Annotated in this window: 24 protein-coding genes; 10 read left to right on the top strand and 14 right to left on the bottom strand. The window is 65.6% G+C overall.

From position 1 onward, the window contains the following. Positions 1-20 precede the first annotated feature (20 nt). On the bottom strand, positions 21-1,769 hold the full coding sequence (locus AC1RVW_RS13795) for a phosphoethanolamine transferase (protein WP_493200521.1): 1,749 nt from the start codon (positions 1,767-1,769) through the stop codon (positions 21-23). A 196-nt stretch (positions 1,770-1,965) separates the two neighbouring features. On the opposite strand from AC1RVW_RS13795, the gene AC1RVW_RS13790 reads away from it, so the two are divergent. Further along, the gene (locus tag AC1RVW_RS13790) at positions 1,966-2,259 is read left to right on the top strand and encodes a hypothetical protein (RefSeq protein ID WP_493200519.1); all 294 of its coding nucleotides are present in this window, start codon (positions 1,966-1,968) and stop codon (positions 2,257-2,259) included. A 67-nt stretch (positions 2,260-2,326) separates the two neighbouring features. On the opposite strand, the gene AC1RVW_RS13785 is transcribed toward AC1RVW_RS13790, so the two are convergent. The 8 genes from AC1RVW_RS13785 to sucC form a co-directional block, all read right to left on the bottom strand. Further along, positions 2,327-2,833 carry a pilin gene (locus AC1RVW_RS13785; RefSeq protein ID WP_493200517.1) on the bottom strand — a complete coding sequence of 169 codons (507 nt, stop codon included), beginning with the start codon at positions 2,831-2,833 and terminating at the stop codon, positions 2,327-2,329. A 209-nt stretch (positions 2,834-3,042) separates the two neighbouring features. Further along, positions 3,043-3,846: a 3',5'-cyclic-nucleotide phosphodiesterase gene (locus AC1RVW_RS13780; RefSeq protein ID WP_493200516.1), complete on the bottom strand. Its 804-nt coding sequence runs from the start codon at positions 3,844-3,846 to the stop codon at positions 3,043-3,045. 29 nt (positions 3,847-3,875) lie between these two features. Continuing rightward, complete coding sequence (locus tag AC1RVW_RS13775) at positions 3,876-6,128, bottom strand: CHASE2 domain-containing protein (protein WP_493200514.1); 2,253 nt, start codon at positions 6,126-6,128, stop codon at positions 3,876-3,878. A gap of 51 nt (positions 6,129-6,179) precedes the next feature. Next, the gene (locus AC1RVW_RS13770) at positions 6,180-6,830 is read right to left on the bottom strand and encodes an FHA domain-containing protein (RefSeq protein WP_081268722.1); all 651 of its coding nucleotides are present in this window, start codon (positions 6,828-6,830) and stop codon (positions 6,180-6,182) included. A gap of 66 nt (positions 6,831-6,896) precedes the next feature. Beyond that, positions 6,897-7,706 (bottom strand): Stp1/IreP family PP2C-type Ser/Thr phosphatase, encoded by an 810-nt coding sequence (locus tag AC1RVW_RS13765; protein ID WP_081268721.1) that lies wholly within the window; start codon positions 7,704-7,706, stop codon positions 6,897-6,899. Positions 7,707-7,732: 26 nt separating this feature from the next. Then, positions 7,733-8,416: a TerC family protein gene (locus AC1RVW_RS13760; protein ID WP_081268720.1), complete on the bottom strand. Its 684-nt coding sequence runs from the start codon at positions 8,414-8,416 to the stop codon at positions 7,733-7,735. A gap of 119 nt (positions 8,417-8,535) precedes the next feature. Further along, complete coding sequence (sucD, locus tag AC1RVW_RS13755) at positions 8,536-9,429, bottom strand: succinate--CoA ligase subunit alpha (protein ID WP_081268719.1); 894 nt, start codon at positions 9,427-9,429, stop codon at positions 8,536-8,538. A gap of 10 nt (positions 9,430-9,439) precedes the next feature. Beyond that, entirely contained in the window at positions 9,440-10,606 is a 1,167-nt protein-coding gene (gene sucC, locus AC1RVW_RS13750) for an ADP-forming succinate--CoA ligase subunit beta (protein WP_081268718.1), read from the bottom strand. Positions 10,607-10,810: 204 nt separating this feature from the next. On the opposite strand from sucC, the gene argC reads away from it, so the two are divergent. Next, entirely contained in the window at positions 10,811-11,734 is a 924-nt protein-coding gene (argC, locus tag AC1RVW_RS13745; RefSeq protein WP_285413911.1) for an N-acetyl-gamma-glutamyl-phosphate reductase, read from the top strand. An 18-nt stretch (positions 11,735-11,752) separates the two neighbouring features. On the opposite strand, the gene AC1RVW_RS13740 is transcribed toward argC, so the two are convergent. The 3 genes from AC1RVW_RS13740 to AC1RVW_RS13730 all read right to left on the bottom strand — a co-directional run bounded on the left by AC1RVW_RS13740 (position 11,753) and on the right by AC1RVW_RS13730 (position 14,168). Beyond that, entirely contained in the window at positions 11,753-12,469 is a 717-nt protein-coding gene (locus AC1RVW_RS13740) for a hypothetical protein (protein WP_285413910.1), read from the bottom strand. 63 nt (positions 12,470-12,532) lie between these two features. Further along, positions 12,533-13,387, bottom strand: coding sequence for an IclR family transcriptional regulator (locus AC1RVW_RS13735; RefSeq protein WP_081268715.1), 855 nt, complete (start codon positions 13,385-13,387; stop codon positions 12,533-12,535). 10 nt (positions 13,388-13,397) lie between these two features. Further along, complete coding sequence (locus AC1RVW_RS13730; protein ID WP_081268714.1) at positions 13,398-14,168, bottom strand: SDR family oxidoreductase; 771 nt, start codon at positions 14,166-14,168, stop codon at positions 13,398-13,400. Between the two features lie 229 nt (positions 14,169-14,397). Here AC1RVW_RS13730 and AC1RVW_RS13725 point away from each other — a divergent pair, with 229 nt between their 5' ends. Genes AC1RVW_RS13725 through AC1RVW_RS13690 form a run of 8 tightly spaced genes read left to right on the top strand, consistent with a single transcriptional unit; the run spans position 14,398 to position 20,758 of the window. Then, positions 14,398-15,069: an RraA family protein gene (locus tag AC1RVW_RS13725; protein WP_493200509.1), complete on the top strand. Its 672-nt coding sequence runs from the start codon at positions 14,398-14,400 to the stop codon at positions 15,067-15,069. A 7-nt stretch (positions 15,070-15,076) separates the two neighbouring features. Continuing rightward, positions 15,077-15,403: a UxaA family hydrolase gene (locus AC1RVW_RS13720; RefSeq protein ID WP_493200507.1), complete on the top strand. Its 327-nt coding sequence runs from the start codon at positions 15,077-15,079 to the stop codon at positions 15,401-15,403. A gap of 14 nt (positions 15,404-15,417) precedes the next feature. After that, complete coding sequence (locus AC1RVW_RS13715) at positions 15,418-16,650, top strand: UxaA family hydrolase (protein ID WP_493200505.1); 1,233 nt, start codon at positions 15,418-15,420, stop codon at positions 16,648-16,650. A 52-nt stretch (positions 16,651-16,702) separates the two neighbouring features. After that, the gene (locus AC1RVW_RS13710) at positions 16,703-17,386 is read left to right on the top strand and encodes an amino acid ABC transporter permease (RefSeq protein ID WP_493200503.1); all 684 of its coding nucleotides are present in this window, start codon (positions 16,703-16,705) and stop codon (positions 17,384-17,386) included. A gap of 25 nt (positions 17,387-17,411) precedes the next feature. After that, the gene (locus AC1RVW_RS13705; RefSeq protein ID WP_493200551.1) at positions 17,412-18,059 is read left to right on the top strand and encodes an amino acid ABC transporter permease; all 648 of its coding nucleotides are present in this window, start codon (positions 17,412-17,414) and stop codon (positions 18,057-18,059) included. Then, complete coding sequence (locus tag AC1RVW_RS13700) at positions 18,043-18,771, top strand: amino acid ABC transporter ATP-binding protein (protein WP_081268709.1); 729 nt, start codon at positions 18,043-18,045, stop codon at positions 18,769-18,771. Before AC1RVW_RS13705 ends, AC1RVW_RS13700 begins: the two co-directional genes overlap by 17 nt. Positions 18,772-18,821: 50 nt before the next feature. Then, positions 18,822-19,643 carry a transporter substrate-binding domain-containing protein gene (locus AC1RVW_RS13695; RefSeq protein ID WP_493200500.1) on the top strand — a complete coding sequence of 274 codons (822 nt, stop codon included), beginning with the start codon at positions 18,822-18,824 and terminating at the stop codon, positions 19,641-19,643. A gap of 5 nt (positions 19,644-19,648) precedes the next feature. Beyond that, entirely contained in the window at positions 19,649-20,758 is a 1,110-nt protein-coding gene (locus AC1RVW_RS13690) for a mandelate racemase/muconate lactonizing enzyme family protein (RefSeq protein ID WP_493200498.1), read from the top strand. Between the two features lie 9 nt (positions 20,759-20,767). Here the strand turns inward: AC1RVW_RS13690 and AC1RVW_RS13685 are convergent, their stop codons facing one another. After that, positions 20,768-21,202, bottom strand: a complete 435-nt coding sequence (locus tag AC1RVW_RS13685; RefSeq protein ID WP_285413903.1) for an SRPBCC family protein — start codon at positions 21,200-21,202, stop codon at positions 20,768-20,770. Beyond that, entirely contained in the window at positions 21,183-21,644 is a 462-nt protein-coding gene (gene recX / locus AC1RVW_RS13680; RefSeq protein WP_493200496.1) for a recombination regulator RecX, read from the bottom strand. The genes AC1RVW_RS13685 and recX overlap by 20 nt, the downstream gene beginning before the upstream one ends. Positions 21,645-21,659: the final 15 nt, after the last annotated feature.

Raw genomic sequence — 21,659 nt, 5'->3', positions numbered from 1 at the left:
TGGGCACGCCGCAGTTTGGGCTATGGCTTGATCTCACATGAATCTCGTGCGGCGGACTTGTCGAAGTCGGTCCATCCTTGTGCAGAGTAGACCTTTCGAGGTCCATGCTCTTGATCAAACCAACTGGGCGTTCTCGCCTCTGAGGGCGTTGCCACCCCGACGAGATCGAGCAGTGTCTGGGGCACGCTATTGGCAACCTTGGGCTGGGTTCGCGAATCGGAGAGCGCGGACAGTCGGTCACCAATCCGCTGCCTGGCTTTGGCGCTCGACCAGATCAATGCTGGCACGATGAACGAATGACTTGATGCTCGCGTGATGCTCTTCGCCTTGCATTGCTCGTCGAACACATCCTGCCCGTGATCAGAGATGTACATCACCACTGCCGCATCCCCCTTGTGATCGACGGCTTCGATGACTTGCGACAGAAGCGAGTCTGTGTACTGGATGCTGTTGTCGTAGGCGTTGCTGATCTGTGCCGCGAGCGAGGTGTTTTGCTTGATGCCGTCCTGTGCGGGAACGGTCGTCAACGAGGGGCGGTAAATGTCGAAGGAAGACGGGTAGCGATGCGAAAAATCAAAATGGCTGCCAAGCGTATGCAACACGATGAATTTTCTACCCTCGGTATCCAGCCTTCGGCGCAATGGCGCAAGCAACGCTTCGTCGTAGGTTCCACGAGCGTCGTAGCTTGTCGGGTTGAGGTAGATCGCCTCGTCCGCATCGCCAGCGTACATCGCGATAGGGCTCTCGTAGAAGCCTCCCACACCTTGATTCGACAACCAGGAGGTTCGGTAGCCTACCTGTTTCATCGCCGCCAGGATAGACGGCTCCACAATGAGAGCAACTTTGCCATCGCTCGTCAGCAACGGCCGCCGTGAGATGAGGTTAGGCACGGCATATCGTGTAGCCACCGATTGCGTAGCCACATCGGGAAAAAGGATCAGGTCGCTCATCGCGGACAGCCTTGGCGTGGTCCTGCGCCCGTAGCCGAAAAGCCGCCATCGATCAGAGCGTGAGGACTCTCCAATCACTAGAACAACCGTATCCGGATGCACATCGGAAAGCTTCGCCTTGAAGTTGAAGTCTCTCAGTTCTGCTCTAAGCTGCCGAATGACCGAAGCATCCTGATGTATCCAGATTGCCGAGAGCGGCAGGTCAAGCGGGTAGACCGTTGCCAAGACTGCCGCCATGCTGCCAGCCCTGTTTGCGAAAGGTTCCCCCGCAGCGCTTGCATCGCCTATATCTACATGAGACAGCATCAATGTGGTCAAGATAGTCGGAACAGCGAACAAGACCCATCGGCGCGAACGGTGTGTCCATTTAGAGCTCCTGCGATACAGATGACGTCCCAAGACAAAGGCAACGCTGACAAACAGTACGGCCGGAAGCAAAGCTGTCCATCCTGCCGACACCAAGAACTCAGACGCTTCACGTACGTCCGTATCCAGTGCCATGCCGACGAAAGTCGGCGTCACTGGCTGCGCAAAGTTCAAGCGCAAAAAGACTTCGGCCGGCCACCAAAGCGAACATACAGCCGCCACGACAAGGCCCATCCAAAGGCGGGGCACGACAGCGAAAACCAGCGCCCAGAAGCAGATTGCATAGGCAATGCTCTCTGCGTAAGACGCTTCCAGGATGTTGGCGGCGCTAAGTACCGCGATGAAGTTCGGGGCGATCAGAGCCAGTGCAAACAAAAGAAGAAGCGAGTGCGCAACCCACTTCCCACTTTTTAATTCCACTGGCTTTGTAAGCCATCGCGATCGCCAACTCATCGTCTCATCGTGGGGATGCAGCGCTCACAGACTTGGGCTCAATTTGGACGACGCGCAAATCCAAGCTTTCGTTGGTCTGCTTAGTCCAAGTGAACGCGCTGGGATTTTGCGCGTACAAAGGCCGAAGTGCGCCATTGCCAAAGGTTGTTGCGATGTTGGTCGGGCCAGTTGGGGAACGTGCGGCTTGGGAACGTTCATGCCGGCGGAATTCCAAATTGTTGAGATAGACGGCGCGGCGGTTCCGCTCATGGCCTGCAGATCTAGCCCGATTGTCTGCGGGTCGAAATTTCTGGTATGGATCAGTTGCCAGCGGAGGCCTGGTGCTCTCGAAAAAAATTTCACGGCGGGTGAAAAATTAATGGCCTCGCCAAACATGAGCCTGCTTTTTGATAAAAATCTGATTCTCATAGATGGAATTGCGATAGCCGCAAGTATTCCAATGATTGCAGCAAAGATCGCTAACCCAATCAGTGTGAAGCCCAAACACTGAGCGCGGCATAGCCTTTTGCCACCAAATAAAAAAGCCGCCCGCAGGCGGCTTCGATCAGCAGATCTATTTAAGAAGTGGAGCTGGTCGGGCAAGCGACTTGCTCGTACTTCTTCAGGACGTCCGATGCGCAGGTCCAGGTGCCATCAGTAGTACGGGTCCAAACGATCTTTTTCCCTGCAATAACTGCTGCAGCGTTGTTTCCAAACGCCGAAGTGAGAGTTGCCGAGCCGTCTGTCTTGCCGCCAAAAGAGAGAATAGGTGCACCCAGACCCGTACCCGGAGCACCACCGTTGACGGTGTTACTGCCCGTCGTAACGATAAGGTTCGAGCCAGTGGCCGTACCAGCGCAGCCCGTTGCACCTTCCGTCATCTTTCCATTGTTGACGCAATCTTCAACAGCAGTCTTTTGTGAACCCGTTTCGCCGATCACGCGCGAAACTTGCGACTTTGCAATGTAAGTTTGGTATTGCGGGATCGCAATAGCAGCCAAGATACCAATGATCGCCACAACGATCATCAATTCGATAAGGGTAAAGCCGGCCTGTGCGCGGCGGGCGAGAGTACGACGGTTCATTGAACTAACTCCAGGTTGGTTGGTTGTCACGCCCGGGAACCTGCCCGGAGCGGGAGAACTTCCGCAGCATCTGTGCCACCCTCCAAACCAACCTTCTGTCGACCGAACACGTCACCTTTGTTTACCAACGTGTAACACGATGCGACACATTTTGTGTCCAGATGCTTCTTGCATGACAAATATGTCAACCGGCACAGGCTGCCGATGCATCAGAAAGTCAACACCCCATCCGCCTTCAACCACCGGATATCCCGCTGCGCCACCCCCGCCACCTGATGCTCTCCCAGCGCCTCGATCTGGTTCATGATCTCGTCGGTTTCCGCCGGCTTGGTATGGGTGATGTAGATCGGAAACTGCTTCGCCGGGTCGATCCGCGCCAGCTCGCCCGCCAGCATCACCGGTGACAAATGCAAGCTGCGCTCGGCCAGCGCCTGCTCCCTGTTGCTGAAGGCCGTCTCTATCACCAGCATCGCCACATCCAGCGCGTTGACCCGGTCCCAGAACGGCGGGTTGCGCTCGGTGTCACCGCTGAAAACCCAGTTCGCTCCGCCGGAAGCTCGCCGCACGGCAAAGCCGCAGGCCGGCACGGTGTGCACGGCCGGCAGCACCTCGATCGACTTGGGCGCACAGCTGCCCAGCTGCAGCATCTGCCCCACCTCGATGTCGTGAAAGCTCACGAACGGCGCTTCAGGGCTGGGAATGCTCTCGAAATCGGGCCAGATGACGTTGTTGAACACGTGAGCGCGCAGCGCCTCGATGGTGGCGCGCAGCGCATGCACGCGCAGCGGTCTGGAGCGGCGGCTGCCGATGGCGTCGAGCATCAGGGGCAGGGCGGCGATGTGGTCGAGGTGGCAGTGCGTCAGAACCACGTCGTCGATGGCGGCCATTTCTTCGAGCGAGAGGTCGCCCACGCCGGTGCCCGCATCGACGAGCAGGTCGGTGTCGACCAGGAACGAGGTGGTGCGGCAGTCTTTGGCAATGGCGCCTGAGCAACCCAGCACACGAACCTGCATTGTGAAAGACCCCTTGTGTGTGTCTGTCGTCATTTGGTTTCGAACCGGGTTGCGCCGTCCCAGTTCGGATCCTGGGGTCGCAACGCCATGGAGGCTAAACGCTGGGCGTAGAGCTGGTAAAGGACTTTTTTGGCATCCGCGGCGAGCAAGGGGGCCAGCAAGTTCCGGCCCACGGCCCAGTCCTGGCGGCGGTAGGCGGCGAGCACGGCGCCCCAGCGCTCAAGCATCGGCTGGGCCTGTTTTTCGGCTTCGGGCGTGCGCTCGGCCAGGGGGGTGAACACGGCCACGGCCTGCGCCTTGCCCTTGACGCGCACGCTGTCGAGCTCCTGCCAGACGTAGCCGGGCGCCAGTTCCTGGGTGGCGCCGCTGGCGACGATCTCCACCCCGTAGTGGCCGCTCAGGCCTTCGAGGCGCGACGCGAGATTGACCGCGTCGCCGACGACGGTGTAGCTGCGCCGCGCGGCCGAGCCCATGTCGCCCACGCTCATGACGCCGCTGTTGATGCCGATGCCCACGCTGATCTCCGGGCGGCCGCCGGCGCGGTTGGCGCTGTTGATGTCGCGCACGGCGTCGGCCATGCCGAGCGCGGCGCGCACGGCCAATGCGGCGTGGTCGGGCGCGTCGATGGGCGCGCCCCAGAAGGCCATGACGCAGTCGCCCATGTATTTGTCGACGGTGCCGCGGTGCGCGCTGATCACGTCGGTGAGCCGGCTGAACACGGTGTTGAGGAAGGCCTGGAGCTGCGCCGGGGTCATCTGCTCCGACAGGCGGGTGAAGTCGCGCATGTCGCAGAACATCACGGTCATCTGCTTGCTTTCGGCGCGCATGCTGTAGCGGTCCGGCTGGACCAGCATTTCGTCGACCAGCTGCGGCGGAACATAGGTGCCGAAGAGCCGCACCAGCCCGCGCCGCGCGCGCGATTCGACGAAGTAGCCCCAGCTCATGCTGAGCACGAAAGCGAGCGTGGTCATGGCAAGGGCCGACGCCAGCGGCAGCACGAGGCCGTACCCCACGAAGAGCCAGGAATTGAGCCCGACCAGCCCGGCGATGGTTGCCGCGACCAGCAGCACCGCGCGCGGCGCCGACAGCAGCGACAGGCCGAAGGCCAGCAGCAGCCCCGTCACCAGCACGCTCAGCACTTCGTAGCCCGGAGCATAGTCCGGCACGCTGAACAGCCGCTGGTCGAGCAGGCCGGAGACGACGTTGGCGTGCACTTCCACGCCCGGGAACGCGGCTTCGACGGGGGTGGCGCGCAGGTCCTGCAGGCCCGGCGCGGTGGCGCCGACGAGCACGATCTTTCCTTTCAGCTCGCCGGGGGCGAGGCGTCCTTCGAGCACATCGGCGGCCGGGATGTAGCGGAACGATCCGCCGCCAGCGCCGCCCGGGCCACGAAACGGCACCTCCATGCTTGCGCTCTGGTCGACCGGCACGCGCAACTGGCCGATCCGCAGCGATTCGAGCCGCGGCACGGCGCCGCCGGAGGCAAAGGCCGGACGCACGGGCGGCAAGCCGTTCGCCAGCCGGTAGACCGCGAGCGCGAGCGACTCGTAGTAGCCGGGCTGGGCCTGGTCGCCCTGATAGCGGGCAATGAGGGGCACGCTGCGGATCACGCCGTCGCCTTGTGCGCCGACCAGTGTGTTCAGGAAGCCCGCGGTGGGTGCGGCCTTGGCGAGCGCCGGCAGGCTGGCGCCGAAGCCGTTCCAGCTGGAAGCGTAGATGCCGCCGGCGGGAAACGCGTCGGCCGGCAGCAGGGGCGCGTCGGGCAATTGCCCCTTGGTGCCGGGCTTGCCGGTCCGCGTGAAGTAGTAGCCGAGCGCCACCGGCCGGCCTTCCAGCGACCTGGCGAGGGTGGCGTCGTGATCCAGCGCGGGGGCGAGCCGCTCGATCTCGTCAGCGAGCCCCTGCATGCCGCGAAGGGGGCCGGCTGCCATTGCCCGCAGCCTATCGAGGCCGGAACTCCGGTCGGGCTCGAGGAACATGACGTCGAAGCCCAGCACCGCCGCCTGCTGGCGGTCCAGCAGCTCGGTGGTGAGGCCGGCGATCTTGTCGCGCGCCCAGGGCCACTGCCCCTGGCGCGCGAGGCTGGCGTCGTCGACATCGACGATCACCACGCGCGGGTCGAGCGTGCGCGGCATGGTCGCGCGCAGGCGGATGTCGTAGATCAGGCGGTCGAGGCGCTCGAGCGCGCTGAGCGGCCAGGCGCCGGTGGCGTGCGCCAGCGCCAGCAGCACCGGCAGCAGGCTGATGACGATGCGCGGCCAATGCCGCCGCAGCACGCTCACGGCGCGCCGTCCGTACGGTTCACGCCGCCACGAAACCCGGGGGGAAAGGAATCAGACCCGCACGAACTGCATGCGCGCGGTGCCGCCAAGCTCGAGCACGTCGCGCTCCTGCAGGGCGACTGCCTCGGTGCCCAGTTGCAGGCCGTTGAGCGTGACGTTGCCTTCGACGCCCGCCGCCACGTAGCCTTGCCGCCGGCGCGTGACGACGGCCACCGCGACACCGGGCTTGCCGATGGTGGTGACGACCTTTTGCAGTGCGACGTCCTGGCCTTCGTTGGGACCGGCCAGCACCCGCAGCACCGGGATGCCAAGCTCGACGAGCGCGCCCGATTCCGTGGGCGCCGAAGAAAGCGGCGTGGCCGGCGAATATTCACCCACGGGATTGCGCACGGAACCGGGGCCGACGGCCAGGTTGCTGCGGGCACGGAAATGGATGCGGCAGCCTCCGACCTCGATGACGTCGTTGTCCTTGAGCGCCTGCTTCTGGATGGCGAGCGCATTGACGTAGGTGCCGTTGGTGCTGTTGAGATCTTCAATTTCGACGTCGCCATCGCTCATGTGCAGCACGGCGTGCTCGCCGCTGACTGCCAGGTTGTCGATCACGATGTCGTTGTAGGCGCGACGTCCCAGCGTCGTGCGTTCCTTGGCGAGCGCCACTTGCCCGATGACAACGCCATCGACCGAAATGATCATCTTCGGCATTGCCGACTCCCCGATTGCAAAGCTTGAATGACTGCAAGCGCAGCGGTGGGGTACCGCTGGGGCCTGCTACTTGGCTGCGCGAGGCGCTTGCGCAACGCCTGCTCTTGCCAGAACAACCGAAATATTGTCCCTGCCGCCATTCTCGTTGGCAATTGCAACCAAAAGCGAAGCTTTTTTCTGAAGCCCGACATCGTGTTCTAGAAGCGTGAAAAGCTGCTCATCGGAAATCATCTCGCTCAGTCCGTCGGAGCAAAGCATATAGAGATCGCCCGGCCTTGCGCTGTGCTCATGCATTTCCAGCAGGACCTGGGCCTCCACGCCGACCGCCCGGGTCACGAGATTGCGGGTTGGCGAATTGAGCGCTTCCTCGGGGGTGATGGCACCCGCGTCGAGCTGCTGCTGGCGCAGCGAATGGTCACGCGTGAGCAGTTCGAGCTTGTTGTTGCGCACCCGGTAGCAGCGCGAATCTCCGATGTGCCCGACCACCACGCGCTGCGGCCGGAAGGCCGCCAGCACCAGCGTCGTTCCCATGCCCTGCAGCTCGGGGTTGGTGGTGCCGGCTTGCAGGATGGCGCTGTTGGCCTCGTCGGTGGCGGCCTGCAGCGCACGCCGGACCACTCGGGCCGGCGCCTGCATGCCGGCCTGGGCGAACCAGCGGCCGAAGCTGGCGTGCAGCAGCGAGACAGCCATGGCGCTCGCCACCTCGCCGCCCTTGTAACCGCCCATGCCATCGGCCAGCAGGGCCAGCCCCAGCGCGGAATCCACATGTACGGCGTCTTCGTTGTGGGCGCGCAGCCTGCCGACATCGGTCAGTGCTGCGAACTCCCAAGTCAGCGGTGGACGGGTGGAGAACAGGGAGACGCCGACACTCGCCATGGTTTGTCAGCGCAGACTTCGCGAAATCAGTGAGCAGCGGCGTGCGCGCGCCGTTGCATCAAGCGGCCCGCGGCCACGACAAACACCGCACCGGCCGCAGCCGCTGCATAGTGCAACCAGGGATTGGCCGCCAGCACGTCGCGCAGGGCGACGTCGCTCACGATGGTCTCGCCGCCGACCCAGCCGATCAGCGCGGCGCCCAGCATGACGATGATCGGGAAGCGTTCCATGAGCTTGATCATGAGGGTACTGCCGAAAATCACCAACGGAATGCTGATGGCCAGGCCCAGGATCAGCAGGACCATGCTGCCCTGCGCGGCGGCCGCGACGGCAATCACGTTGTCCAGGCTCATCACCAGGTCGGCCAGGAGGATGGTGCGCACGGCCGCCATCATGCTGCCGTATTCCTTGGACTCGCCGTCGTCCTCGTCGTCCTCGCTGAGCAGCTGCATGCCGATCCACAGCAGCAGCATGCCGCCGATGATCTGCAGGTAAGGCAGCGCCAGCAGCTTGGCCGCCACCACCGTCAGCACGATGCGCAGCACAACGGCCGCTCCCGAACCGAACAGGACGGCCTTTTTCTGCTGCGCGGGCGGCAACGAGCGCGCCGCCATCGCAATCACCACCGCGTTGTCGCCCGACAAGATGATGTTGATCCAGACGATCTTGAGCAGACCTAACCAGAAGTCCGTGCTTTGAAGAATTTCCATGTCTCTGATCCCACTGTGTTTTATTGAAAAAAGCGCCCGCAATCCAGTGCGGGCGCTTTTTAATTTCTGCGTGGTCCTCGCATGACCCGGCTCTGCGGCCGGTGTCTAGGGGCCGTTTCTTACAGCTTGGCCTTGAGCAGCTTGGCCAGTTCCGAGAAGTTGCGCGTCACGGTGAAGCCGCATTCTTCCATGATGGAGAGCTTGGCATCGGCCGTGTCGGCGCCGCCGGAGATCAGCGCGCCGGCGTGGCCCATGCGCTTGCCGGGAGGGGCGGTGACACCGGCGATGAAGCCGACGACCGGCTTCTTCATGTTGTCCTTGCACCAGCGGGCTGCGTCTGCCTCGTCCGGGCCGCCGATTTCGCCGATCATGATGACCGCGTCGGTGTCCGGATCGTCGTTGAAAGCCTTCATCACGTCGATGTGCTTCAGGCCGTTGATCGGGTCGCCGCCGATGCCGACTGCCGACGATTGGCCCAGGCCGATTTCCGTCAGTTGAGCCACGGCTTCGTACGTCAGCGTGCCCGAGCGCGAGACCACGCCGATGCGGCCCTTGCGGTGGATGTGGCCGGGCATGATGCCGATCTTGATTTCGTCGGGCGTGATCAGGCCGGGGCAGTTCGGGCCCAGCAGCAGCGTCTTCTTGCCGCCGGCCGCTTCCTTGGCCTTCATCTTGTTGCGCACTTCGAGCATGTCGCGGACCGGAATGCCTTCGGTGATGCAGATCGCCAGGTCCAGGTCGGCTTCGACGGCCTCCCAGATGGCGGCCGCGGCGCCTGCCGGCGGCACGTAGATCACCGACACGGTGGCGCCGGTCTGCGTGGCGGCTTCCTTGACCGAGCCGAAGATCGGGATGTTGAAGATCGACTCGCCGGCCTTCTTCGGGTTCACGCCGGCCACGAAGGCGTTCTTGCCGTTCGCGTATTCCTGGCACTTCTCGGTGTGGAATTGACCGGTCTTGCCGGTGATGCCTTGCGTGATGACTTTGGTGTCTTTGTTGATATAGATCGACATGACTTGTTCCTTAGGCCTTCTTGACTGCTGCCACGACCTTCTGGGCCGCTTCCGCCATGGTGTCGGCGCTGATGATCGGCAGGCCCGAATCGGCCAGCAGCTTCTTGCCTTCGACTTCGTTGGTGCCCTTCATGCGCACGACCAGCGGCACTTGCAGGTTCACGGCCTTGCAGGCTGCGATCACGCCGGTGGCGATGGTGTCGCACTTCATGATGCCGCCGAAGATGTTCACGAGGATGGCTTCCACGTTCTTGTTCTTCAGCATGATCTTGAAGGCTTCGGTGACCTTCTCGGGGGTGGCGCCGCCGCCCACGTCCAGGAAGTTGGCCGGCTCGCCGCCGAACAGCTTGATGGTGTCCATGGTGGCCATGGCCAGGCCGGCACCGTTCACCAGGCAGCCGATGTTGCCGTCCAGCGAGATGTAGGCGAGGTCGAACTTCGAGGCTTCGACTTCGGCCGCGTCTTCTTCGTCGAGGTCGCGCAGGGCCACGATTTCGGGGTGGCGGAACAGCGCGTTGCTGTCGAAGTTGAACTTGGCGTCCAGGGCGACGATGTTGCCCTTGCTGTCACGGTTGAGCGGGTTGATCTCGACCAGCGAGGCGTCCGTCTCCATGTAGCAGGTGTAGAGCTTCTTGAAGATGTCCACGGCTTGCGCGGTGGAGTCGGCCGGAATGCCGATGCCGTCGGCGATCTGCTTGGCCTGCTCGTCGGTCAGGCCCAGGGCCGGGTCCGCGAACACGGTGATGATCTTCTCGGGCGAGGAGTGGGCCACTTCCTCGATGTCCATGCCGCCTTCGCTCGAAGCGATGAAGGCCACCTTCTGGGTGGCGCGGTCGGTCACTGCCGAGACGTAGTATTCCTTCTGGATGTCGGCGCCGTCTTCGATGTAGAGGCGGCGGACCTTCTGGCCTTCGGGGCCGGTCTGGTGCGTCTTGAGCTGCATGCCGAGGATCTCGCCGGCGAGCTTCTTGACGTCTTCGATGGTCTTGGCGACCTTGACGCCACCGCCCTTGCCGCGGCCACCCGCGTGGATCTGGGCCTTGACGACCCACACCGGGCCTCCAAGTTTCTGGGCGGCTTCCACCGCCTCCTGGACCGTATAGGCCGGGATGCCGCGCGGCACCGGCACGCCGAACTTGGCAAGGATTTCCTTGCCTTGGTACTCGTGAATCTTCATGAGGGATGTCTCTCGGAAGGAGGAGGTTGAGAACGGGAGATCTGGGGTGAGAGTGTTTCTGCTCTGTTGCTCGCGGGCGACGGCAGCCTGACGGCTGGGGGCGGCGAACAACCGCGGACTGTATCATGGTGCGCCGCACCAATACTGTACGTGGGGTTGCGGTCAATACGTACTTTCTTCTAGCTACCCCGGGCAAACTCCATCATGGCCAAGGTTTTCATCGACGGCGAAGCCGGTACCACCGGCCTGCAAATCCGCGAACGGCTCCAGACGATGCCGCAGGTCGAACTCGTGAGCATCGCTCCCGAACTGCGAAAAGACGCCAATGCCAAGCGAGACCTGATGGCAGGCGTCGACCTGGTGGTGCTGTGCCTGCACGACGACGCGGCGCGCGAATCGGTTGCGCTGATCGACCAGCTGCCGGGCAGGAAGCCCAAGATCATCGACGCCTCCACGGCGCACCGCATCGCTCCCGGCTGGGTGTTCGGCTTTCCCGAACTCACCGAAGGCCACTGGCAGGCCGTGGCGAAGGCCGATCGCGTCGGCAACCCCGGCTGCTACGCCACCGGCGCCATCGCGATGGTGCGCCCCCTGGTAGACGCTGGCCTGCTGCCCGCCGATTTCCCGATTTCGCTGCCCTCCGTGAGCGGCTACTCGGGCGGCGGCCGGACCATGATCGAGGCCTACGAAAAGGGCGAGGCCCCGCTGTTCGAGATCTACGCGCTGGGCCTGAAGCACAAGCACATCCCCGAAATCATGACCTACACCGGCCTCACCCGCCGGCCGGTGTTCATCCCGTCGGTGGGCAATTTCAAGCAGGGCATGCTGGTGCAGCTGCCGTTGCACCTCGACCTGCTGCCCGGCAAGCCGAAGGCCGGCGACCTGCAGGACGCCCTGGCCGCGCACTATGCCCGGAGCAACACGCCCGAGCAGTTCGTGAAGGTGCTGCCGCCCACGGAAGACGGCAAGCTCGAAGCGCTGGCGCTCAACGACACCAACAACCTCGAGATCCGCGTGTTCCCGAATGAAGATCACCGTCACGCCGTGGTCATCGCGCGCCTGGACAACCTCGGCAAGGGCGCCAGCGGCGCCGCGGTGCAGAACCTGAAGCTGATGCTGGCGCTCTGAGCGCCAGCCGCGCGCTCGTCAGTTCACCAGCCAGAGCCCCACGCCCAGCAGGGCCGCGTGCGCGCCCAGCGCGATGTAAAGCGGCTTGCGCGAGGGCGTCGCCATGTCCTGCAGCGTCTCGTTGATGCGGCGCGTGAGCAGAGCGCGCAGCGCGGGGTCTTCGCCCGCGGCAGGGGCGCCATGCTCGGCGCGGCTCTGCTGCCATTCGGCCAGCATCTCGCTCATCGGCAGGCGGTTCAGCACGAAGGCCACCACCGAGCGCACCGCCCTGCCCTCGCCCAGCACCGGCGCGAGCTGCTTGCTCAAGGCATCGACCGACAGCCAGTCGGCCGCGCGATGCAGGACGCCCTGCGTGCGCGGCATCGCCTCGATGCGACCGGCGATGCCGCCGGCCAGCCGCTGCGACACGGCCTCCCCGCGCGCCGCGACCAGATGCTGCATCGCACGCGCGCGCCCCTGGTGCACGCCCAGCATCACGTAGACGACCACGAACAGCAGCAGCAACAGCGCCACCAGCAGCGGCGGCGAGGTGACGAGCGCCACCAGCGCGCCGACGCCGCCCGCACGCGCGGCCACGTTGCCCGGCCCCTGCAGCTGGCTCAGATAGAAGAAGAAAACGCCGCCGCCCAGCACGACGCCGAGCAGGCCGCCCTTGATGACGGAGCCGGCAAAGGACAGCCCGGCCTTGGCGCCGGTGCGCACCAGAGACTGCTGGCCGACGGGATCAGATGACATGGAAGGCTCCTCCGTAGTTTTGCCACGGATGATGCCATCGCCCCGCCCTGCCTTGCCCTCGCGCTACTCGTTGTCGTTGTAGCCGCTGGCCCCCATCAGCGCCGACAGCCGCCCGGCGATGTTGCCCACGATGCCGCGCACCTGCACCGCGTCAGGTGCCGACTTCTGGTCGATGCGCTCGATGTACGGCACGTTGATCGACGCGATGACATGGTCGGCGGCCCCCATCACCGGGAACGCGATGTTGGTGATGCCGCGCGTCTGCTTGCTCGGCATGGCCGAGTAGCCGCGCTCGCGCACGTCCTGCAGGATGGCGAAGAGCTCGCCCGGATCCATCTCCAGCTCGCCTTCCACGCCGATGTGGGCGCGCAGCATGCGGGCGCGGTCGATCTCGTCGCGGAACGCCAGCAGCACGTGGCCCGAGGAGGTGTCCGTCAGCCCCATCACCACGCCCACCTTGAGCCCGAAGGACCAGCGCTCCGGGCTCTCGACCTGCGCGATGACCACCACGCGCCCGCCCTGGTACATGGCGAGGTGGCACGACTGGCGCGAGCGGTTGGCCAGTTCGCGCAGCAGCGGCAGCGCCACGCTCACCAGGCTCTTGAGCGGCTGCTGGCGATGCGCCAGCTCGAACATGCGCAGCGTGAGCGTGTAGCGGTCGTTCTCGTCGACCTGCACGAAGCCGCGCCGCTGCAGGGTCACCGCCATGCGGAAGATCTCGCTGACCTTGCGCCCGACCTTCTGCGCCAGCTCATTGAGCGTGTAGCCGGAGACGCTGTCGGCCAGCGCTTCCAGGATGTCCAGCCCCTTCTCCAGGGCCGGCGCGGCGTAGCGCAGCGCGCCCTCGCCTTCCGGCGCGGCCTCTTCGTGGCCTTCCCGGCCCTGTTGCTCTTGCGGCGCTGGTGCTGCTTGCTTCATCGTTCCCCGTTCAGTTCGACCATCCACCGTCGATCATATGGATGGCGCCGGTCGTGAAGCCCGACTCGTCGGAAGCCAGGTACACCACCAGCGCGGCGATTTCCTCGGGCTTGCCGACGCGCCCCAGCGGCTGGCGCGCCACGAAGGCGGCGCGCACCGCGGCCTCGTCCGTGCCGGCCTGCTGGGCCTGCGCGGAGATCCGGTCGCGCAGCGAGGGCGACTCCACCGTGCCCGGGCAGATCGCGTTGCAGCGCACGCCCTGCTGGATGAAATCGGCCGCCACCGCCTTGGTCAGGCCGATGACAGCGGCCTTCGAGGCGCCGTACACGAACCGGTTGGGCACGCCCTTCACGCTCGATGCGGCCGAAGCCATGTTGATGATCGAGCCGCCGCGCTCCAGCATCGCCGGCAGGAAGGCGCGGATCGTGCGGTACATGGACTTCGCGTTGAGGTCCATGCTGAAGTCCCAGTCGGCTTCCTCGCAGGCCAGGATGTTGCCGCTGTGCACGAAGCCGGCGCAGTTGAAGAGCACGTCCAGCCGCCCCGTGGTCTGCGCGAAGGCCTGCACCGCGGCGTTGTCGCGCACGTTGAGCGTGGCGGTCTTCAGCCCCGCTAGCCCTTCTTCGCGGGCCAGCGCGGCGAGTTCGGCCAGCGCGGCTTCGTCCACGTCGGTGGCCCACACGGTGCCGCCCTCGCGCGCCAGCGCCAGCGCGCTGGCCCGGCCTATGCCCTTGCCGGCGGCGGTGACGAGGATGTTCTTTCCCTGAACGCGAGAAGTCATTGGCGGTGTCCTTTGAGTGATGGTTGCAGCACAAGTGAAATACAAATTTCACTGATGAAATCAAATATACGCGACCGGCAAGCCTTCAAGCCTCCTCAAAAACCCGATCCGACTCGCCGATTCATTGGTAAATACCCTCGAATAGGCGCAAACCCCAGCGTCAGGCGAGGACCCCGCTGCTAACCTCATTAATGAAATCTAGTTTTACCTAAGAAAACGAGACATATCCATGGCCCACGCTTCCGATGCCCCGGCTACTTCGCTGCTTCCGCGCCTGCAGGCTTGCTACACGGGCATCCTCCACGACGTGATGCGCGCCGCGGGCCTGCGCGACTTCACGCTGCCGCCCACGCTGCGCCCGCTGATCGCCGGCCAGAAGATGTGCGGCCCGGCCTTCACGGTGAACGGCCGCGTCGACCCCACGGCCGATCCCCACGAGACGCTGATGGCCTGGACCGGGTTTCTCTCGCGCGCCAAGCCGGGCCACATCGCCGTGATCCAGCCGAACGACTCGACCGTCTCGCACATGGGCGAGCTCTCGGCCGAGACGCTGGGCCGCAAGGGCGTGCTGGGCGTGATTGCCGACGGCGGCGTGCGCGACGCCGAATTCATCCTGCAGCAGGGCTTCCAGGTGTGGCACCGCTACTTCACGCCGCGCGACATCGTCGGATACTGGCTGCCCGACGCGATGGACGTGCCGGTGCGCATCGGTGACGTCACGGTGAACCCCGGCGACCTGCTGCTGGCCGACACCGACGGCGTGATCTGCCTGCCGCTCGCGCAGGCCGAGGCCGTCATCACCGAGGCCGAGCACATGATGGGCCGCGAGAACCTCGTGCGCACCGCCATCCTCGCGGGCACCGACCCGCAAGAGGCCTACCTGAAGTACCGCAAGTTCTGAGCGACGGATGCCGACCCCGCAATCCATCGACGCCCGGCTGGTGCTGCTCTCGCCCGGCGACAACTGCCTGATCGCCTGTACCCACCTCGCCGCCGGCTCCGCCGTGCAACTCGAGGGCGGCACCGTCGTGCTGGCCAGGGACATCGGCCTGAGCCACAAGCTCGCGCGCCATGCCATCGCCGCCGGAGAGAAGGTGCTGAAGTACGGCGCCGTCATCGGCAGCCTGCACGCGCCGGTCGCGGCGGGCGAGCACATCCACACGCACAACCTCGACAGCGACTACACGCCGACGTACACGCTGGACGAGGGCAAGACCTTCGTCGGCCACGCCTGAGGCGCCCTCCCCGCATGAACGCTCCCGAATTCCAGATCCGCGGCTTCCCGCGCGCCGACGGCCGCAAGGGCATCCGCAACGTCGTGGTCGTGGCCTACCTGGTCGAATGCGCGCATCACGTGGCGCGCGAGATCACGCTCGACTTCCGCCAGCAGGACGGCGAATCCGAAGTGCATCTCGTCGGCTTCCCCGGCTGCTATCCGAACGAGTACGCCGAACGCATGATGCAGGCGATTGCCACGCACCCCAACGTGGGCGCGGCGCTGCTGATCTCGCTGGGCTGCGAGAGCATGAACAAGCGCAAGCTGGAAGAGGCGGTCGCGGCCTCGGGCCGGCCGGTGCACACGCTCACCATCCAGCAGGAAGGCGGCACGCGCAGCACCATCCGCGAAGGCACGCAGTGGGTGCAGTGGGCGCTGGCCGAACTGGCGCAGCAGCAGCGCGTGCCCATGGACCTGAGCGAGCTCGTGGTGGGCACCATCTGCGGCGGCTCCGACGGCACCAGCGGCATCAGCGCCAACCCGGCCGTGGGCCGCGCCTTCGACCTGCTGATCGCGCGGGACGCGCGCTGCATCTTCGAGGAAACCGGCGAGCTGATCGGCTGCGAGTTCCACATGCAGCGGCGCGCCGCCACGCCGGAACTCGGCCAGGCCATCGTCGAATGCGTGAACAAGGCCGCGCGCTACTACAGCACCATGGGCCACGGCAGCTTCGCGCCGGGCAACGCCGACGGCGGGCTCTCGACCATCGAGGAGAAATCGCTGGGTGCGTACGCCAAGAGCGGCGCCTCGCCGATCAACGGCATCGTCAAGCCCGGCGATGTACCACCGCAGGGCGGCCTCTACCTGCTGGACGTGGTGCCCGACGGCGAGCCGCGCTTCGGCTTTCCGAACATCAGCGACAACGCCGAGATCGTCGAGCTCATCGCCTGCGGCGCACACGTCATTCTTTTCACCACCGGGCGCGGCTCGGTGGTGGGTTCGGCGGTGTCGCCGGTCATCAAGGTCTGCGCGAATCCCGACACCTACCGCCGGCTGCACGAGGACATGGACGTCGACGCCGGCCGCATCCTCGAAGGGCGCGGCACGCTGCAGGAAGTGGGCGAGGAGATCTTCGACGCGGTGCGCCGCGTGGCCGATGGCGCCGCCACCAAGTCCGAAGCGCTGGGGCACCGCGAATTCATCCTGACCTACAAGGCCTTCGAGCCGCTCGGGCCTTCGTGCCTGCCGCTCGCGCGCGCCGCTTAGCCGCGCCTTTTCCTTCCTGTCTTTCTTCAATGGACTTACGGAGCCCGACGCATTGAACTACCAGTTCGACTTCATGCCCGTGCTCGAGCAGTGGCCGCTGCTGCTCGAAGGCGCGTGGACGACCGTGCAGCTGTCCTTCCTGGCCACCGTGCTGGGGTTCGCGCTGGGCACCGTCTGCGCGCTGGGCCGCAACAGCCGGCACGGCTGGCTGCGCGGGCTGACGGGCGGCTACGTGGAGGCGATCCGCAACACGCCGCTGCTGATCCAGAGCTATTTCTTGATCTTCGGCCTGTCGAGCGCGGGCGTGACGATGCCGATCATGGTGGGCGCGGTGCTGGCGCTGGTGGTGAACATCGGCGCGTACAGCTGCGAGATCATCCGCGCGGGCATCGAGTCGATCCACAAGGGCCAGCTCGAGGCGGCCGAGTGCCTGGGGCTTTCGAAGGCGCAGGTGTTCTGGCACGTGATCCTGCGCCCGGCGGTGGAGCGCGTGTACCCGGCGCTCGCCAGCCAGTTCGTGCTGCTGATGCTGGCCTCCAGCATCATGTCGTCGATAGGCGCGGAAGAGCTCTTCGGCGTGGCCAACCGCATCCAGTCGGACACCTTCCGCAACTTCGAGATCTTCATCGTGCTGTGGGTGGTGTGCCTGGCGCTGTCGTACGCCATGCGCCTGGGCTTCTGGCTGCTCGGCATGGTCGTGTTCCCGCGCCGGCGCAAGCTCGGCACGCCGCTGTGAAGAAGAGGCCCGCGCCATGACATTCATGCCGGCCGAGCACTTCGGCTTTCTCCTGATGGGCGCGTGGGGCACGCTGCAGCTCTCGGCGCTCGCATTCATCGGCGGCGGGCTCATCGGGCTCGCGGTGGCGCTGGCGCGCGTGTCGCCGGTGAAGGCGGTGCGCGTGGCGGCCGCGGGCTACATCCAGATCATTCAGGGCACGCCGCTGCTGGTGCTGATGGGCGTGTGCTTCTTCGGACCCAACATCGCGGGCATCGGCTCCGTGCCCGCGCTGGCGGCGGCGGCGCTGGCCATCACCGTGTACGCCAGCGCCTTCCTCGGCGAAATCTGGCGCGGCTGCATCCAGGCCGTGCCGCGCAGCCAGTGGGAAGCGGCCGAATGCCTGGCGCTCACGCGCATCGAGCGCATGCGCCGCGTGATCCTGCCGCAGGCGCTGCGCATCGCGACGCCACCCACGGTGGGCTTCCTGGTGCAGATCATCAAGAACACGTCGATCGCGTCGCTGGTGGTCGGCTATGCCGAGCTTTCCTACAACGCCAAGGTGCTGAACAACTCGACCTTCCAGCCCTTCCTGTACTTCGGGTGCGCGGTGGTTCTGTATTTCATTCTTTGCTACCCGCTCTCGCGATGGAGTCGCGCCCTTGAAAGGAAGCTCAATGCAGCCCGTGGTTGAACTCAACGACGTCCACAAGCACTTCGGCAAGCTGCATGTGCTCAAGGGCGTGTCGTTCTCGGTCCAGCGCGGGCAGGTGGTGGCGATCATCGGCCAGAGCGGCTCGGGCAAGAGCACGGCGCTGCGCTGCATCGACCGGCTGGAGACCATCGACAGCGGCACCATCCGGTGCTGCGGCCACGCGGTGCACGACCCCGCCCTGAACCTGCGCGCGCTGCGCAAGGACGTGGGGATCGTGTTCCAGAGCTACAACCTGTTCCCGCATCTCACGGTGAAGCAGAACATCACGCTCGCGCCGCAGTCGGTGAAGAAGATGAGCGGCTCGGAAGCCGGCGCCATCGCCATGGAAGTGCTCGAGCGCGTGGGCCTGGCCGAGAAGGCCGATGCCTACCCCGAGCAGCTCTCCGGCGGCCAGCAGCAGCGCGTGGCCATCGCGCGCTCGCTCGCGATGAAGCCGCAGCTCATGCTGTTCGACGAAGTCACCTCCGCGCTCGACCCGCAGCTCACCGGCGAGGTGCTCAAGGTGATGGAGAAGCTCGCCTCCGAAGGCATGACCATGATCCTCGTCACGCACGAGATGGCTTTCGCGCGCGGCGTGGCCGACAAGGTCATCTACATGCACCAGGGGCTGGTGTGGGAGGAGGGCGACGCCAGCATCCTCGGCAATCCGCAGACGCCGGAGCTGCGCCAGTTCATCGGCACCGGGCTTTGAGCCGCGCGCCACCGACACCCGCTTTCATCAACAACTCCAGGAGACCATCGATGACCCGCTCTTTCCTCGCCCGGCGCCGCGGCGCACTGCTTTCCACGCTCGCACTGGCACTGCCGCTCGCCTTCGCGGGCGCATCGGCGCACGCCGACCAGCTCGACACCATCACGGCCGCCAAGAAGATCCGCGTGGCCATCGACCTGGCCGTACCGCCCTACGGCCTGAAGGACGAAAAGCTCAACGCCACCGGCTCCGACGTCGAAACCGCGCGCCTGCTGGCCAAAAGCCTGGGCCTCGAACTGGAGATCGTGCCGACCACCGGCGCCAACCGCATTCCCTTCCTGCAGACCGACAAGGCGGACATCGTGATCTCCAGCATGTCGGTCACGCCCGAGCGCGAGAAGGTGGTCGACTTCTCGGTGCCCTACGCCGCCATCCTGGCCGTGGTGGGCGCGCCCAAGAGCATGAACATCACCGGCCCGGCCGACCTCGCGGGCAAGAAAGTGATCGCCACGCGCGGCACCACCAACGACCAGGAAGTGACGAAGATCCTGCCGGCCGGCGCGCAGATCGTTCGCTTCGACGACGACGCCACCTCCATCACCGCCGTGGTGAGCGGGCAGGCCGACATCTTCGCCACCGCGCCGCCGCTGCTGAAGACCATCAACGACAAGAACCCGGCCAAGCAGATGGAGCCCAAGTTCACCATGAAGGTCAACATGATGGCCATCGGCATGCGCAAGAACGAACCGCGCCTGAAGGCCAGGCTAGACGAGTTCGTGAAGGCGCAGCTCAAGAGCGGCGAGCTCAACACCATCTACAAGAAGTTCCACGGCGCCGACCTGCCGGCCGACGTGACGCGCAACGCGGGCTGATCGCGATGGCGAAGATCGACCGGGTCGAGATCGCGCAGATCGACATCGCGCCGAAGGTCAGGCGCACCGACGCCATCCAGTCCTTCGTGACGCAGGAAACCGTGATGGTCACGGTGCGCTGCGACGACGGCTCGTCGGGCACCGGTTACACATACACCATCGGCACGGGCGGCTCGTCCATCGTGGCGCTGCTGAACGACCACCTGGCGCCGCGGCTGATCGGGCGCGACCCGCAGCAGTACGAGGCCATCTGGCGCGACCTGTTCTTCCACACGCACGCCACCGCCGTGGGCGCGATCACCAGCCTGTCGCTGGCGGCGATCGACACCGCGCTGTGGGACCGCAACGCGCGGGCGGCAGGCTTGCCGCTTTGGAAGCTGGCCGGCGGCGCGCAGCAGCGCGTGCCGGTCTACACCACCGAAGGCGGCTGGCTGCACATCGAGCCCGCGCAGCTGGTGGAGCAGACACTGGCCGCCAAGGCCGACGGCTTCCTGGGCGCGAAGATCAAGGTCGGCAAGCCGCATGTGGCGCAGGACATCGCGCGCCTGTCGGCCGTGCGCGAAGCGGTCGGCGCGGATTTCGAGCTGATGGTGGATGCCAACCAGAGCTTCACCGTGGCCGAGGCCATACGCCGTGCGCGCCAGTACGCGCCGCTCGACCTCGCGTGGTTCGAGGAGCCGATGCCGGCCGAGCATGTGCGCGCGCATGCGCAGCTGCTGGCCAGCACCTCGGTGCCGATCGCGGTGGGCGAATCGATGTACCACCCGTCGCAGTTCGCGGAATACATCCAGCAGGGCGCCTGCTCCATCGTTCAGGCCGACGTGGCGCGGGTGGGCGGCATCACGCCGTGGCTGAAGATCGCGCACCTCGCGGAGGCGCACAACATCGCGATGTGCCCGCACTTCCTGATGGAGCTGCATGTGAGCCTGTGCGCCGCCGTGCCGAATGCGCGCTGGGTCGAATACATCCCGCAGCTCGACGACCTGACGACAAGCCGCCTGCGCATCGAGGACGGGCATGCGGTGGCGCCGGAAACGCCCGGGCTGGGCATCGAGTGGGACGCCGACCAGCTGAAGGCGCGGCGCAAGTTCACGCCGCTGGTGCTGCGCGGCTGAGCCGGCCGGTCAGTCGGCTTCGATCAGGCTGCGCAGCGACTGCAGGTCGCGCGCGATCCAGCCGGCGTCGCGCTCGAAGGCCGCATCGTCCATGTGCGGCTGCCGCAGCAGCGTGAACTGCAGCTCGCAGGCGTCGGGCCCGACGCCGATCACGCGGAACGGCAGGTAGACCTCGGGCACGCCTTCGGGCGTGACCCAATGGTCGAGCACGCCGAAGTCGTTGCGCGGCGCGAAGCGCATGCGGGCGTCGCCGCTCTCGGGCGTGCGCACGATCCAGTGGTCGCCGTGCGGCACCAGCGCGCTCTTCGCAAGGCCGCTGGCCCAGTCGGGCAGGCGCTTCGGATCGGCAGCCAGCACATAGGCGCGGCGCCATTCGCAGGCCACGCGCTGCGTAATGACGCGGGACTGGACGGCAGCACTGCCTTCATTCGTCGTCGATTTCATCGAAGTCGCTCCTGAGTACCTTGGCCACGACGGCGCCCGAGAAACCGCGCGCCATCAGGAATCGCATCTGCTTGGCCCGTTCCTTCGCGTCGGCGGGCGCGGCGTCGAAGCGGCGGCGCCAGAGGGCGGTGGCGCGCTCCACCTCGGTTTCCTGCAGGCTGGCCACCGCTTCGGCGATGGCCTCGGGCGCGATGCCCTTGGCCTGCAGTTCCTGCTTCACCCGCAGCGCGCCGGAGCGGGCCGCGCGCTGGTTGAGCACCGAGGCCACCACGCGCGGCTCGCTGATGAAGTCCTTGGCGGCCAGTTCGTCGAGCGCCTTGGCCAGCGTGCCGGGCTCTTCCTCATGCTTGGCGAGCTTGCGCTCCAGCTCCAGGCGCGAATGCTCGCGCTGGCTCAGCAGGCGCAGTGCGCGGCCTTTGAGGGACGGGGCGTCGAATGCCATGCGCGAACCGCTCGC

It is taken from the genome of Variovorax sp. MPBD4-3 (assembly GCF_058809745.1).
Note: the sequence above shows the minus strand (reverse complement) of the source record. Positions and strands in the feature narration are given on the sequence as shown.